Genomic DNA, 13830 nt, shown 5'->3' on the forward strand with positions numbered 1-13830 from the left:
CTGCTTTCAGAGACCTTGGTCCTGACGATGCAATCCTTGAGCAGAGTGAGCCTTCCCCGCGCGCGGATTGGGCAGCTCACCGGTTCATCGTCGAGAGGCGGTCGCCGAGGTCGCCACCCAACTTGCGCGATCGACCGAGGAAAGGCGCAGTGTCTATTACCCACGGCGACGCCCAAGCAGAACACCGACCAAGAACGCGACAGTGACGGCGTGCAGGGGCGCTTCTCGAGCCCAGCGAGCCAAGCGGTCAAGAGGCGCACCCGGTTGCCGGCCTGCTTCGATGGCGTCGGCAACCGATTGAGTAGTTTCCTTGACCGTTTGAGTAGCCGCCTGAACGGCCTCCTTGGCCTGGTTTAGCTTTGCATCGATACCTTCGTCGATCATCGGAGTTCTCCACGGCACGTCGAAGATCGACGCCCGGAACGGAGAATCGTTCCCAGTCCCTTTAGTTGTCAGGCGAATGGACCTGCTCACCGGCGCACCAATAATCCGGATTCACAGGACGAGCGCGCGCCCGCACTCAGCCCCTGCGCATCTTGCTGAGCAGATAGTTGTCGTAATAGTTCTCCGCGATCTGCGTATAGAACAGCACTTCCTTCATGTAGGCGTCGTGGCTCTCTTTGGTCTTCTTGAAGAGCGGGCTCTTCTCGGCGATTTCGTTCAGATGGTCCTGCGTGGCGGTGTAGCAGGCCTCCATGACCGGTTGCGGGAACGCGCGCAGTTCGGCGCCGCCCGCGATCAGCCGCTTCAGGGCGGCCGGATTGACGCTGTCGTATTTTTCGATCATCCACGCGCCCGCCGCCGCGCCGGCCTGGCTGAGCACTGCCTGGTATTGCTTGGGGAGCGCATTCCACTTTTCGTCGTTGACGATCATGTGGAGCATGGCCCCGCCTTCCCACCAGCCGGGGTAATAATAGTATTTTGCTACCTTGTAGAAGCCGAGCTTCTCGTCGTCGTAAGGACCGACGAACTCGGCGGCATCGATCGAGCCTTTCTCGAGCGCCGAATAGACGTCGCCGCCGGCGATCTGCTGCGGCACGATGCCGAGCTTTGCGAGCACATGGCCGCCCATGCCGGCGATGCGGAATTTGAGGCCCTTGAGATCATCGACGGTCTTGATCTCCTTGCGGAACCAGCCGCCCATTTGCGTACCGGAGTTGCCGCACAGGATCGCATGCGCCTTGAACGGCTTCAGCGCCTCGTTGCAGAGATCAGCGCCGCCGCCGAACGTCCACCAGGAATGCTGATGGCGATGGTTCATGCCGAACGGCGCGCCGGTGGCGTAGGTGAGCGCCGGCTCCTTGCCGATGTAGAAATAGAGCGGGGTCTGCGCCATCTCGACGGTCGCGGTGCTCACGGCATCGAGCGCCTGCAGGCCGGGCACGATCTCGCCGGCCGCAAAGGTCTGGATCTGGAATTTGTTGTCGGTGGCGTCAGCAACGTATTTGGCAAAGGTCTGCGCCGTGCCGTAGATGGTCTCGAGCGACTTTGGAAAGCTCGAGGTCAAACGCCACTTGATCTCGGGCGCGGCTTGCGCGATCGCGGGTGCCGCAACCAGCGTCGTCGCGCCGGCCACGGCGCCGCCTTTGAGGAACGTACGGCGTTTCATGTGATCACTCCCTGGAATTGCAGATGTATTGGCGCGGGGCAGCGAGGCCTCCGCAGCCTTCAGTCCTCATCTTAGCGAACTTTGGGGGATGCGTGGAAGCGCTACTTCCGCGCACCGCGCCATCCACGGCGGGCGGGCGGGCACCGTTCAACGGTGCCCGCATTGGAGCCAAGGAAAGGAGCAAGGGAAACGCTCGTTAGTCCAGCTTCACATTGGCCTCTTTCACGACCTTCCGCCAGCGCACGACTTCGTCTGACACCATCCTCGCGAATGCAGGGCCCGTGACATCAGGGACATCAGAGCCGTTGCGCTCCCAGGCCTCCTTGATCGCAGCCACCTGCATCGCCTGCCGCAGCTCCTTGATCATGCGTTCGACGATCGCCGGCGGCGTGTTCTTCGGCGCGAACAGGCCGTACCAGGTCGCCACTTCAAAATCAGGCAGACCGGCTTCCTTGGCGGTGGGAAGGTCGGGGAAAGCCGCCACCCGCTTCGGGGCGGCGACCGCGAGCGCGCGCAGCTGCCCGGCCCTGATCGGCGCGGCCGACGAGCCCATGCCGTCGAACACGACAGGCACGTGGCCGGCGATCAGATCCTGCATCGCAGGTCCCGCCCCGCGATAGGGCACGTGCTGGAGGTTGGTCTTGGTCAGGATCTTGAACAACTCGCCCGCGAGATGATGCGTGGTGCCGGCGCCGGCGGAGCCGTAGTTCAACTGGCCCGGGTTCGCTTTGTTGAACGCGATGAATTCGGCAAGCGTCTTGGCGGCGACCTTGTCGGGATTGACCACGATCACCTGCGGCGGACGCGCGATCAGCGCAACCGCGACAAAATCCTTCTCGATGTCGTAGTCGAGGTTGGGATAGAGCGAGGGTGCAATAGCGTGATGCGCCGCGCCCATGAAGAAGGTGTAGCCATCGGGGGCGGCCTTGGACGCTGCGGAGGCGCCCACCGTGCCGCCGGCGCCGGCGCGGTTTTCGACCAGCACGCGCTTGCCAAGCTGGGTGTCGAGCTGGGCTGCGAGCGGGCGCGCGAAAGCGTCGGTGCCGCCACCGGCCGCGAACGGCACCACGAACGTGATCGGCTTATCCGGCCATGTCTGGGCCTGGGCCGAATTTGCGGCAATGGAAAGGCCCGCCAGAACGGTCAATATGGCGTAGCGCAGGTTTTTTTGTCTCACGGCATTTCTCTCCCGGATATTTGCGGCTGGTCCGCACGTTGGCGGCGTCGCGATTCACTTGAATTACAGGCGGCGAATTATAGGTGCCGGGCATGGTCCCGCCAATGGGCCATTCGGACAAGGAAAGCCGGGGCGCCTGGCCGCTCTGCACGGCATCGACGGTGCGCCAGCAATGAGGCACAAAACGGTCGATTGGCCGGTGCCTTTCTGCCGTCGTTGGGGCAGCGCGGAGGCACGCTTTGGCTGCCGATTAACCCTTTGATCTCCCCGGTTTCTATTTCATACTTGATCCATTCCTTCGAGATTGCCCCGGCAAAAGCGGCGCTCGATAACCAAGCATTTACATGGCCGATCACGTCAAACCGGCGCTTGTGACCGCCTCGGCCAGCCGTTCGACCCTGGTCATTGCGCTCTACACCGCCGCTATTTTTCTCAGCGCCACGCTGCTGTTTGCCGTGCAGCCCTTGTTTACGAAAATGGTGCTGCCGCGATTTGGCGGTTCGCCATCGGTGTGGTCGGTGGCGATGGTGTTTTTCCAGGGCGTGCTGCTGGTGGGCTACGCCTATGCCGATTTGCTGACACGGCTGGTGCGGGGCCGATGGGCACTCGCGATCCATCTGTGCGTGATGCTGGGAGGGGCCGTATTCGTCCCGCTCTCGGTCGCGAATGGCTGGGACCAGCCGCCCGCCGATCACGAGGAGCTTTTCCTGCTCGGTATGTTTGCGGTCTCGCTTGGCTTTCCGTTCTTCGCGCTGTCCGCCAACGGTCCGCTGCTGCAGGCATGGTTTGCCCGCTCCGGTCTTGCTCAAGCGAGCAATCCTTATTTTCTCTACTCGGCGAGCAATGTCGGCAGCCTGCTGGCGTTGTTCGCCTACCCATTGCTGGCGGAGCCGCTCTCGACGCTGAGCTTTCAGAATGGCGTGTGGCGCTACGGCTACTACCTGCTGGTTGCCCTGATCGCGCTGTGCGGAAGCCTGGTGTTTTTCAATCGCGACCACGACAATCCCGTTTCGCAGGCGCAGGCGCAGGCAACGGCGGCGGCGCCTGCACTGGGACGAATGGTTTACTGGGTGGCGCTTGCCTTCGTGCCGTCGGCGCTGATGATTGCCGTGACGACGCACATCACCACCGATATTGCCGCGGCGCCGTTTTTGTGGGTGCTGCCGCTGTCGCTCTATCTGATCAGCTTCATCCTGGTGTTCAGCGAGCGAAACCATATCGCGCAGGCGACCTGGATGAAGGCGCAGCCGGCGCTGCTGGCCTTGATCGTGCTGACGCTGGCGCTCGAAATCCGCACATGGCTCGTCGTCGATGTCGGGCTGCATCTGCTGACGTTCTTCGTCACGGCGATGATCTGTCACGGCCTGGTGGCGGCGACGCGGCCGCAGCCGGCCTATCTCACGCGGTTCTATTTCTGCATGTCGCTGGGCGGCGTGCTCGGGGGAATCTTCTCAGGGCTGATCGCGCCGAAGATTTTCTCCTGGATCGCGGAATACCCGATTCTGATTGTCGCAGCTGCGCTGGCGCGCCCGGTGGTTTCGTGGCCGAAGCCAAGGGAAGCCAGTCTGGTGGCTGGCTTTGTCGCGCTTGTGCTGCTGGCAAGCTTGCCGGGATTCCGCGAGGGTTTTGCGGTTCTGCCCGTCGCGAACTGGATGGTATGGGCAGCCGTCATGCTTCTGGTGGCGGGCGCCCTGTTCTCGAGTTCCTCGTCGCTCCGGCTCGCCGCGCTGTTTGCCGCCGCTTTCATCGTGACGCGGGCCTATCCGCCGAACGTGCGGCATCTCGAGACCGTGCGCAGCTTTTTCGGGGTTCACAAGATCGAGGTGACCGAGGATGGCCGCTTCCGCGCGCTGCGTCACGGCATGGAATTACACGGCGCCCAGCGGCTCACGACGGACGACGGCAAACCCGTGACCGGCAGGCCGGTGCTTTCGACGTACTATCATCCGGACTCGCCGATCGCCGAAGCGGTCGATGCCGTGCAGAACAAGAAAAACGGCCCTGCCCGGATCGCCGTGATCGGGCTGGGAGCAGGCTCGATCGCCTGCCTCGCGAGGCCACAGGATCGTCTCGACTATTATGAAATTGACGCGGATATCATCCGCATCGCCAAAGACCCGGCCCGCTTCACTTTCCTGCGCGATTGCAAACCCGAGACAAACATCATCCTGGGCGATGCCCGCCTCACGCTCGCCAATGCCACCGACGCCCGTTACGATCTCATTATCGTCGATGCCTTCTCGTCCGATTCCATTCCGGTGCATTTATTGACCCGGGAAGCGCTGCGGATCTACCTGTCCCGCCTCACGCCAGACGGCATTATCGTGACACACATATCCAATAATCATCTCGATCTATCCGGCGTCGTTGCCGCGACCGCGGCGGCGAGCGAAGGATTGATCGCCCGGCTGTATGATGAGGATGAGGTGCCGAACCTTGACCCGATGATAAAGTTCTCGACGGTCATGGTGCTGGCGCGGAATGATATCGACCTTGGATTGCTGCAGGATTGGGACGTCGAGAAGCCTGCGCCTGGTCAAGCCCCGTGGAGCGATGATTTTTCGAACTTGCTCGGCCCGCTGATTGCCAAGATGAAGAAAGACAGCGACTGAGGATGCAGCCCGGATGAGAGCAGCGATGCCACAGATACCCGCATGTCGCTGCGCTGATGCGGGCTACTCACTCAAACAGCTTCAGTAATATTTGTGAAAATGATGCACCGGGCCGTGCCCGCGGCCGACGCTGAAGCGGTCCGCGGCTGATATCGCCGCGCTGATCCAGGCCTTGGCGTTGCGGACGGCGGTCTCCATGTCCTCGCCCTTCGCGAGGCCCGACGCAATCGCCGACGACAGCGAGCAGCCGGTGCCGTGGGTGTTTTTGGTGGCGACGCGCGGTGCTGCCAACGTGATGGTCTTCCCGGCGTCGATAAAATAGTCGGTGCTCTCGGCGCCCTGCCCGTGACCGCCCTTGATCAGCACCGCGCGGCAGCCCATCGCCAGCAACCGCTTGCCCTGATTCTCGACCGCGGCTTCGTCCGTCGCAATCGGCTCATCGAGCAGGGCCGCGGCTTCCGGCAGATTGGGCGTGATGACCGAGGCGAGCGGAATGAGCCTGGTGCGCAGCGCATCGACGGCTTCCGCAGCCAGCAGGCGATCGCCTGATGTCGCGACCATCACGGGATCCAGCACGACATGCTTCGGCGACCAGCGCGTCAGCCCCGCGACGATGGCATCGATGCTGGCGGGCTGCGCCACCATGCCGATCTTGACCGCGCCGACGGCGAGATCGGAAAATACCGCATCGATCTGGGCGGTGATGAACTCCGCCGGCACCTGATGGATGCCGCTGACGCCGGTCGTGTTCTGCGCCGTCAGCGCCGTGATCACAGAGGCGCCATAGACGCCGAGCGCGGCAAACGTCTTCAGGTCGGCCTGGATTCCGGCGCCGCCGGACGAATCGGAGCCGGCGATGGTCAGCGCGATCGGCGTCATCACCTGCCTCGTGGAATGGGAGAGTTCGGAGCCATAAACTGTCCTAGCGCGGCCCGCTATTCCCAGCAAGTTGGCTTGCCACGGCGGCGCATTTTTGGCCTTCTGATTCTGACGCGTTTTCCTGGCGTGAACCGGTATCCACTTCGCTCGAAAACGCTATATTGAGAGCAACATTTTCGGAGACACACCATGGTTCCCTTCTTCGTCCAGTTCAAATGCAAGCTCGGCCAGTCCTATGCGGTCGCCAATGCGCTCGCGGAAGCCGAGATCGCCTCGGAGATCTATTCCACCGCCGGCGATTACGACCTGCTGGTCAAGTTCTACGTCGACAACGCCACCGACATCGGCCATTTCGTCAACGAGAAGGTGCAGGTCATTCCCGGCATCCAGGACACCCACACCATCATCACCTTCAAGGCGTTCGGCGGCAGCTAGGCCCCCGCCCGCTTCCGCGGCCACCGGCAACGACAAGAACAAGCAAACGGGGAAACATGATGCATCGGCTGTTGATGCTGTCGCTTTGCGCAGCGCTGGTCTCGACCGCGGCGTTCGCGCAGGCGCCCGCCGGCAAGGTCACGGTCGTCACCTCCTTCGCCAAGGACGTCACCGACCCCGTCAAGAAGGCGTTTGAGACGGCGACGCCGGGCGTGACGCTGGAAGTGCAGAACCGAAACACCAATGCCGGCGTGAAATATCTGGAGGAAACCAGGTCCGGCAACCAGGTCGATCTGTTCTGGGCTTCGGCGCCCGATGCGTTCGAGGTGCTCAAGGGCAAGGGGCTGCTGCAGAAATACACGCCCAGGGCATCAGGCATTCCCGAGAAGATCGGACAATTTCCCATCAACGATCCCGCCGGTTTCTATTTCGGCTTTGCCGCGTCCGGCTACGGCATCATGTGGAACGAGCGCTACGTGAAGGCCAACAAGCTGCCCGATCCCAGGGAATGGCAGGATCTCGCCAAGCCGGTTTATTACGACCATGTCTCGATCGCCGCCCCCTCGCGTTCCGGCACCACGCACCTGACCGTCGAAGCCGTGCTGCAGGGCGAAGGCTGGGCCAAGGGGTGGGGCACCATCAAGGCGATGGCCGGCAATTTCCGCAACATCACCGAGCGCTCGTTCGGGGTGCCGGAAGCGGTCAATTCCGGGCAGGTCGGCTACGGCATCGTGATCGACTTCTTCGCGTTCTCGGCGCAGGCCTCGGGCTTCCCCGTGAAGTTCATCTATCCGACGGTGACGACGATCGTGCCGGCCAATGTCGGCATCGTCGCCAACGCGCCGAACAAGGCGGCGGCCGAAGCTTTCGTGGAATTCCTGCTCTCGCCGGCCGGGCAGCAAGTGCTGTTCGAGCCGGGCATCCGCCGCCTCCCCGTCAATCCCGACGTCTATGCCAAGGCGCCGGCGGACTACCCGAACCCCTTCAAGGATCCGCGGCTGAACGCGATGATCAAGTTCGACGTCGCCAAGTCCGAAGCGCGCAACGATGTCGTCGACGTGCTGTTCGACCAGCTGATTTCGTTCCAGCTCGATTCGCTGAAGGCCGCAACCAAGGCGATCCACGAGGCTGAAGCCGCGCTTGCCAGGAAGGACAATGCGCAAGCCCGCGCGCTCATCACGCAGGCGCGCGAGTTGATCGCCGCAATGCCGGTCGATGAAACCGCAGCCTCCGCCAAGGAGACGGCAAGCGCATTCACCGGCGGCAAGCAGAAAGGCGCGCGGCAGGCCGAACTGGAACAACAATGGGCTGTTTTCGCCAAGGAACGCTACGCGCAAGCGCAGGCCAAAGCCGAGGAAGCGGCGAAGCTGGCGAAGTGATACTTGGGCGCCCTCTCAGCGTCGTCCCGGCGAAGGCCGGGACCCATACGCCGCGGCCTCGCTGTGAAACTTCGGTGTCAGCGACCTTCTTCAAACACAGACGCCAGTGGCTATGGGTCCCGGCGTTCGCCGGGGCGACGTTGTGGGGACACCGCCCATGAGCCTCGCCCTCCCTACCGGGCGTGCACGCGCAAGGCTTTCCGCAACGCCGGGGCAGATCGCGCTGGCGCTCGGTATTGCGGTTTTTCTCGCGCTGTTTCTGGTGTGGCCGTCCGCTACCGTGATCTATGTTGCGTTCACCGAAAAGGGCGGCGGCGCGTTTACTTTGGTCAATTTCGCCGATTTCTTCCGCACTGACTTGTTCCTGCGTTCATTCTGGAATTCGTTCTACGTCTCGGCGATGGCCGTGGTTGGAGCATCGATCCTGGCGCTGCCGCTCGCCTACATCACCTCGCGCTTTGCCTTTCGCGGCACGGCGCTGATCCAGACGCTGGGATTTCTGCCGCTGATCATGCCGCCATTCGTCGGCGCGGTGGCGATGCAGCTGTTTTTCGGCCGCAACGGCAGCGTCAACCTGCTGCTGGATGATTGGTTCGGCTTCAAGATCCCGTTCATGGAGGGACTGAACGGCGTCATCTTCGTGCAGTCGATCCATTATTTTCCGTTCATCCTGATCAACCTCTCGGCGGCGCTGCGCAACATCGACGCCTCGATGGAGGAAGCCGCGCAAAATCTCGGCTCGTCCGGATTTCGCCTGTTCCGCCGCATCGTGTTTCCGCTTGCGATGCCCGGCTATATCGCCGGCGCCTCGCTGGTGTTCGTCAAGGTGTTCGACGATCTCGCCACGCCGCTGCTTTTGAACGTCAAGGACATGTTGGCGCCGCAGGCCTATCTGCGCGTCACCTCGATCGGGATCGCCGATCCCATGGGCTATGTGATCGCGGTGGTGCTGATCGTGGCCTCCGTCGCGGCGATGGCACTCTCGGCGCTGGCGACCCGCGGCATCGACTACTCGACCGTGCAGCGCGGCGGCGGCGGGCTCGCCCGGCGCAAATTGCGGCCGTATGAAAGCGTGCTCGCCTATCTGACGGTGATGCTGATCCTGCTGCTGGTGCTGGCGCCGCATGCCGGCCTGCTGCTGCTGTCGTTCTCGACCGTGTGGTCGTTCTCGCCGCTGCCGGACGGCTATACAATGGCGCATTACGCGCGAATTTTCGGCGAGAGCTCGCTCTACATCAAGAACACGCTGATCTATGCCTCGTTGGCCGGGCTGATCGACGTCGTGCTCGGCACGGCAATCGCCTATCTGGTGTTGCGCACCAGACTGATCGGGCGCGACGCGCTGGACTGGGCGGCCTCGGCCGCGCTGGCCGTCCCCGGCATCGTGCTCGGCATCGGTTATTTGCGGGCGTTTTACGGCGTGAAACTGTGGGATGGCACGCCGCTGGCCTCGCTGTGGATCGTGATCGTGCTGGCGCTGGCGATCCGCCGCCTGCCCTATGCGCTGCGCGCCTGCTACGCAGCGCTGCAGCAGATATCGGTATCGCTGGAAGAAGCCGCCGAAAATCTCGGCGCCACCAAGCTGCGCACCGTGCGCCGGATCGTGACGCCGCTGATGATGGGCGGCATGCTGGCCGGCTTCGTCACAAGCTTTGCTACCGCCGCCGTCGAACTGTCGGCGACGCTGATGCTGGTGCAATCCAACTCCGATGCGCCGCTGGCCTATGGCCTGTACGTGCTGATGCAATCGGCGGCGGGCCGCGGCCCCGGCGCCGCACTGGGGGTCATCGCCGTGCTGCTGGTCGCGGTCTGCACGGTCCTGTCGCATTTCGTGATCGAGCGTGGGCGCGCCATGCCGCAAGCAGGACATTGATTTTCATGTCGGGATTATCAGCACCATGACGGCCGCAACCGCCAATCGAGCGCTCGCCGTACCGGCCGTCGGGGTTCGGATCGAACAGGTCAATCTGTCCTATGGCGACAATCACGTCTTGAAGTCGATCGATCTCGACATCCGCCCCGGCGAGTTCTTTGCGTTTCTCGGTCCCTCCGGCTGCGGCAAGACCACGCTGCTGCGGCTGATCGCCGGCTTCAACCATGCCGACAGTGGCCGCGTGCTGGTCGGAGAGAAGGATATCTCCGCTCTGCCACCATGGAAGCGCGACATCGGCATGGTGTTCCAGTCCTATGCGCTGTGGCCGCATATGACGGTGGCGCGCAATGTCGCGTTCGGCCTCGAGGAAAAGCGCGTGCCGCGCGCCGAGATCGGCCCGCGGGTCGCGGCCGCACTTGAACTCGTCGGACTCACCGGCCTCGATCAACGCCGCCCGGCGCAGCTCTCCGGCGGGCAGCAACAGCGCGTGGCGCTGGCGCGCACCATCGCGGTCGAACCGAAGCTCCTGCTGCTCGATGAACCCCTGTCCAATCTCGATGCCAAGCTGCGCGTACAGGTCCGCCGCGAGCTGCGCGAACTGCAGCAACGGCTGGGACTCACCACCATCTTCGTCACCCACGACCAGGAAGAGGCCAACACGGTTTGCGACCGGATCGCGGTGATGAATCAGGGCGTCATTCAGCAGGTCGGCACGCCGAAAGACCTTTACGAACAGCCGGCCAATTTGTTCGTGGCGAATTTTCTCGGCACGGCCAACATTGTCGAAGGCCGCGTGATCGGCGACGGCGTCTCGCGCGCCTTTGAGGTGGCCGGCGGCCCGAAGATACCGATTGCTGCGGACCGGAAAGTGGCCCCGGGTGCACGCATGGTGTTTCGGCCGCAGGATTGCGCGATCGTCGGTGCGGGCCAAAGCGCAGGACCGGACAGGACGATCGCCGACGGCACGGTAACCTACCGCGAATTCCTCGGCGCCAGCGTGCGCTATGGCGTGCGGGCCGGCTCGGCAGATATCGCGGTCGATTGTCCTTTCCACGCCGGCGACGCGCTGCACGAGGTGGGCACCGCCGTGACCGTCGCGATCGCCACCCGATCGGTGCGCTTTCTTTCCGACTAGAACGTTGCCACGCGAAATCAGTGCAAAGGCGCGGGCTCGATCTGGTCGCGAATGACTGGCACGGCGAGTTGGTTCAAATCAGGACCTGCCGCCACCCTCCGCCGTTTCGGACAACGCAACGCGTCAAGCTGACGCGGATCGGTACCCCCTGCTTCTGCCTTGCAGTAAGCGCGGAAATCCGCGAGCATTCGCGCCAAACCGCAGTGCCTGTTTCCAGCTGACGTCCGCTCGCGGGCAAGGAAACATCGGCGACAAGCGTCTCAAGGCTGCAACGTCAGCCGCAACGGGAGGGATGAATGATCAATCCGAAGATGATGCTTGCGGCCATCGCGCTGACCGGAACCGCGGTCGCGGCATCGACGGCGGTCGCACAGGTGAAACTGCCGCCCAACGTGACGATGACCGCGTATGACACGGGCACCTCCGGCTTCAACATCACGGTTGCCGTCGGCAAGATGTTCAAGGACAAGTATGGCTCGGATGCGCGCGTGCTGCCCGCCGGCAACGACGTCGCCCGCCTGCAACCGCTGCGCCTCAACCGCGCCAGCATCTCGGCGATGGGCGTCGGGGTCTTTTTCGCCCAGGAAGGCGTGTTCGAATTCGCCACCCGGGAATGGGGACCGCAGCCGATCCAGATCACGCTGAGCTCGATCGACTGCAACGGCCTTTCGCTGGCGGTCGCCGCCGACCTCGGCGTCAAGACGTATGCCGACCTGAAAGGCAAGCGTATCGGCTTCGTGGTCGGTTCTCCCGCGCTCAACCAGAATGCGCTTGCCGTGCTGGCGTTCGCCAATCTGACGGCAAAAGACGTCAAGATCGTCGAGTTCGCGGGCAACAACGCGATGTGGAAAGGCATCATCAACAACGACACCGATGCGGTATTCGGTTCGACGATCTCAGGGCCCGCCAAGGAGCTGCAGACATCGCCGCGCGGCATCACCTGGCCCGCGATGCCATTCTCCGACAAGGCAGGATGGGAGCGCATGCGCAAGGTCGGCCCGTATTTCACCGAGCACAAGGCAACCTGCGGCGCAGGCGAATTTTCCAAGGAAAAGCCGGTCGAGGTCGGCACCTATCCGTATCCGATCTACAGCGTCTATGGCAGCCAGTCCGAAGACGAGGTCTACATGCTGACCAAGGCGATGATCGACGGCTATGACGGCTTCAAGGACAACGCGCCCGGCGCCAGCGGGCTTGCGGTGAAGGCGCAGGCAAAGAACTGGGCGGTGCCGACGCACAAGGGCGCGGTCAAGGCGCTCAAAGAGGTGGGCGCCTGGAGCGACGACCAGGAGAAGCACAACAACGCACTGCTCAAGCGGCAGGAAGTCCTGATCGCGGCGTGGACCGACTACATGAAGGGCAGCCCGGCTTCCGATCCGGCAAAACTCACCGAGGAGTGGATGGCCGCACGCAAGGCCGCGCTCGCCAAGGCCGGCATGGTCAATACGTTCGAGTGATGTAATGTCACCGGTATCGCGGTTGGCTCAGTCACCTCTCCCGCTTGCGGGGGAGGTCGGCGCATAGCGCCGGGTGGGGGCTCTCTCCACTCGGGGATTGCGTCGTGTGGATAGACCCCCACCCCAGCCCTCCCCCGCAAGAGCGGGAGAGGGAGCGCAGCTCGCTCGCGGATGCAATTGCCACTTCGCATCGAGAAACGCGTCAGGACTTCTCCGGCTTCTTCGGCCGCGGCGGTCCCTCTACCGGGGGCAGCGATTTCAGATATTCCGCCATCGCGGTGCGGTCCTCCGGCGATAATTGCGAGGTGTTGCGGATCACGCGCGCCATCGAGCCGCCGGCGGTGTCGCCCTCCGGCGTCATCCCGCTCTCGAGGAAGTAGGCGAAATCCTTCGCGCTCCAGTCCGACATCCGCTTCTGCGTGATGTTGGGCACCCAGCCCTCGCCTTCCGGATTTGGCCCGCCGGCAAAACGCTGCGCGTCGATGATGCCGCCGAGGAAATTGCGCGGGCTGTGGCACTCCGCACAATGACCGAGGCTGTTGACGAGATAGGCGCCGCGATTCCATTGCGCGGATTTGCTGGCGTCCGGCGTGAACGGCTTGCCGTCCGTGAACAGGAATTTCCACACCCCGACATTGCGGCGGATGTTGAACGGAAACGGCACGTCATGGTCGCGCGCCTTGCCGGCCACCGGCGCCAACGTCTTCAGATAGGCAAAGAGGTCCCTGATGTCCTCGACCTTCGCGTGCTCATATGAGGCGTAGGGAAACGCCGGAAAATAATGGAAGCCTGACGGCGACGTGCCCTTGAGCATGGCGGTGACGAAATCGGCCTCGCTCCATCGGCCGATGCCGTCGTTGGGATCGGACGAGATATTGGGAACGTTGAAGGTGCCGAACGGGGACGGAATCGGCAATCCACCGCCGAGCTTGAGCCGATCGGGCTGGTTCGGCACGGCGTGGCAGGACGAACATCCGCCGGCATTGAACGCTGTGAGACCGTTGGCGAGGTTAGGTGTGTAGATTGGCAATGAACTCGCACCGACCACCGCCGGTATGGTCAGCCACCAGAAAATGCCAAGCCCGGCGATGGCGGCCAAAACGGCCAGAAGGAACAGTCGTTTCAGCATTCACCAATCCGTCATCGGTCGTTGCAGTATGGCGGCCAGTATGTACGCAATTTGGGCCGGAAGCTTCCATGAAGTTTCGACAACTCACGGTGATGAAGCAAGCTTCACACCGAGGCGATGTAGCAGGCGTCACACCGAATTGATG

General features: G+C 63.0%; 11 protein-coding genes. 6 read left to right on the plus strand and 5 right to left on the minus strand.

All coding sequences use genetic code 11. From position 1 onward, the window contains the following. Positions 1-156 precede the first annotated feature (156 nt). The 3 genes from JQ641_RS27045 to JQ641_RS27055 form a co-directional block, all read right to left on the minus strand. Positions 157-384 (minus strand): hypothetical protein, encoded by a 228-nt coding sequence (locus tag JQ641_RS27045; protein ID WP_211998924.1) that lies wholly within the window; start codon positions 382-384, stop codon positions 157-159. A 136-nt stretch (positions 385-520) separates the two neighbouring features. After that, positions 521-1609 carry a TRAP transporter substrate-binding protein gene (locus JQ641_RS27050; RefSeq protein ID WP_211998925.1) on the minus strand — a complete coding sequence of 363 codons (1089 nt, stop codon included), beginning with the start codon at positions 1607-1609 and terminating at the stop codon, positions 521-523. Between the two features lie 196 nt (positions 1610-1805). Beyond that, positions 1806-2786: a Bug family tripartite tricarboxylate transporter substrate binding protein gene (locus JQ641_RS27055; protein ID WP_211998926.1), complete on the minus strand. Its 981-nt coding sequence runs from the start codon at positions 2784-2786 to the stop codon at positions 1806-1808. A 344-nt stretch (positions 2787-3130) separates the two neighbouring features. Here JQ641_RS27055 and JQ641_RS27060 point away from each other — a divergent pair, with 344 nt between their 5' ends. After that, positions 3131-5398: a fused MFS/spermidine synthase gene (locus tag JQ641_RS27060; protein ID WP_211998927.1), complete on the plus strand. Its 2268-nt coding sequence runs from the start codon at positions 3131-3133 to the stop codon at positions 5396-5398. Between the two features lie 81 nt (positions 5399-5479). On the opposite strand, the gene thiD is transcribed toward JQ641_RS27060, so the two are convergent. Then, the gene (thiD, locus tag JQ641_RS27065; RefSeq protein ID WP_349628627.1) at positions 5480-6280 is read right to left on the minus strand and encodes a bifunctional hydroxymethylpyrimidine kinase/phosphomethylpyrimidine kinase; all 801 of its coding nucleotides are present in this window, start codon (positions 6278-6280) and stop codon (positions 5480-5482) included. A 186-nt stretch (positions 6281-6466) separates the two neighbouring features. Here thiD and JQ641_RS27070 point away from each other — a divergent pair, with 186 nt between their 5' ends. From JQ641_RS27070 to JQ641_RS27090, 5 genes are all read left to right on the plus strand, one after another. Further along, complete coding sequence (locus JQ641_RS27070; RefSeq protein ID WP_192737765.1) at positions 6467-6712, plus strand: Lrp/AsnC ligand binding domain-containing protein; 246 nt, start codon at positions 6467-6469, stop codon at positions 6710-6712. Between the two features lie 56 nt (positions 6713-6768). Then, the gene (locus tag JQ641_RS27075; RefSeq protein WP_211998929.1) at positions 6769-8091 is read left to right on the plus strand and encodes an ABC transporter substrate-binding protein; all 1323 of its coding nucleotides are present in this window, start codon (positions 6769-6771) and stop codon (positions 8089-8091) included. 157 nt (positions 8092-8248) lie between these two features. Further along, a complete protein-coding gene (locus tag JQ641_RS27080; protein ID WP_211998930.1) occupies positions 8249-9964 on the plus strand; it encodes an ABC transporter permease in 1716 nt (571 codons plus the stop codon). 25 nt (positions 9965-9989) lie between these two features. Next, positions 9990-11099, plus strand: a complete 1110-nt coding sequence (locus JQ641_RS27085; RefSeq protein WP_211998931.1) for an ABC transporter ATP-binding protein — start codon at positions 9990-9992, stop codon at positions 11097-11099. Positions 11100-11413: 314 nt separating this feature from the next. Then, positions 11414-12556 (plus strand): TAXI family TRAP transporter solute-binding subunit, encoded by a 1143-nt coding sequence (locus tag JQ641_RS27090; RefSeq protein WP_502755001.1) that lies wholly within the window; start codon positions 11414-11416, stop codon positions 12554-12556. Between the two features lie 202 nt (positions 12557-12758). Here JQ641_RS27090 and JQ641_RS27095 read toward each other — a convergent pair whose 3' ends face one another. Next, on the minus strand, positions 12759-13685 hold the full coding sequence (locus JQ641_RS27095) for a c-type cytochrome (RefSeq protein ID WP_211998933.1): 927 nt from the start codon (positions 13683-13685) through the stop codon (positions 12759-12761). Positions 13686-13830 lie beyond the last annotated feature (145 nt).

The organism is Bradyrhizobium sp. JYMT SZCCT0180 (assembly GCF_018130165.1).
Lineage (GTDB): Bacteria > Pseudomonadota > Alphaproteobacteria > Rhizobiales > Xanthobacteraceae > Bradyrhizobium.

What these genes read in the sequence shown, in the direction of transcription:
- JQ641_RS27045 (WP_211998924.1), bottom strand. Translation starts at nt 384, where the DNA reads ATGATCGACGAAGGTATCGATGCAAAGCTAAACCAGGCCAAGGAGGCC.
- JQ641_RS27050 (WP_211998925.1), bottom strand. Translation starts at nt 1,609, where the DNA reads ATGAAACGCCGTACGTTCCTCAAAGGCGGCGCCGTGGCCGGCGCGACG.
- JQ641_RS27060 (WP_211998927.1), top strand. Translation starts at nt 3,131, where the DNA reads ATGGCCGATCACGTCAAACCGGCGCTTGTGACCGCCTCGGCCAGCCGT.
- JQ641_RS27070 (WP_192737765.1), top strand. Translation starts at nt 6,467, where the DNA reads ATGGTTCCCTTCTTCGTCCAGTTCAAATGCAAGCTCGGCCAGTCCTAT.
- JQ641_RS27075 (WP_211998929.1), top strand. Translation starts at nt 6,769, where the DNA reads ATGATGCATCGGCTGTTGATGCTGTCGCTTTGCGCAGCGCTGGTCTCG.
- JQ641_RS27080 (WP_211998930.1), top strand. Translation starts at nt 8,249, where the DNA reads ATGAGCCTCGCCCTCCCTACCGGGCGTGCACGCGCAAGGCTTTCCGCA.
- JQ641_RS27085 (WP_211998931.1), top strand. Translation starts at nt 9,990, where the DNA reads ATGACGGCCGCAACCGCCAATCGAGCGCTCGCCGTACCGGCCGTCGGG.
- JQ641_RS27090 (WP_502755001.1), top strand. Translation starts at nt 11,414, where the DNA reads ATGCTTGCGGCCATCGCGCTGACCGGAACCGCGGTCGCGGCATCGACG.
- JQ641_RS27095 (WP_211998933.1), bottom strand. Translation starts at nt 13,685, where the DNA reads ATGCTGAAACGACTGTTCCTTCTGGCCGTTTTGGCCGCCATCGCCGGG.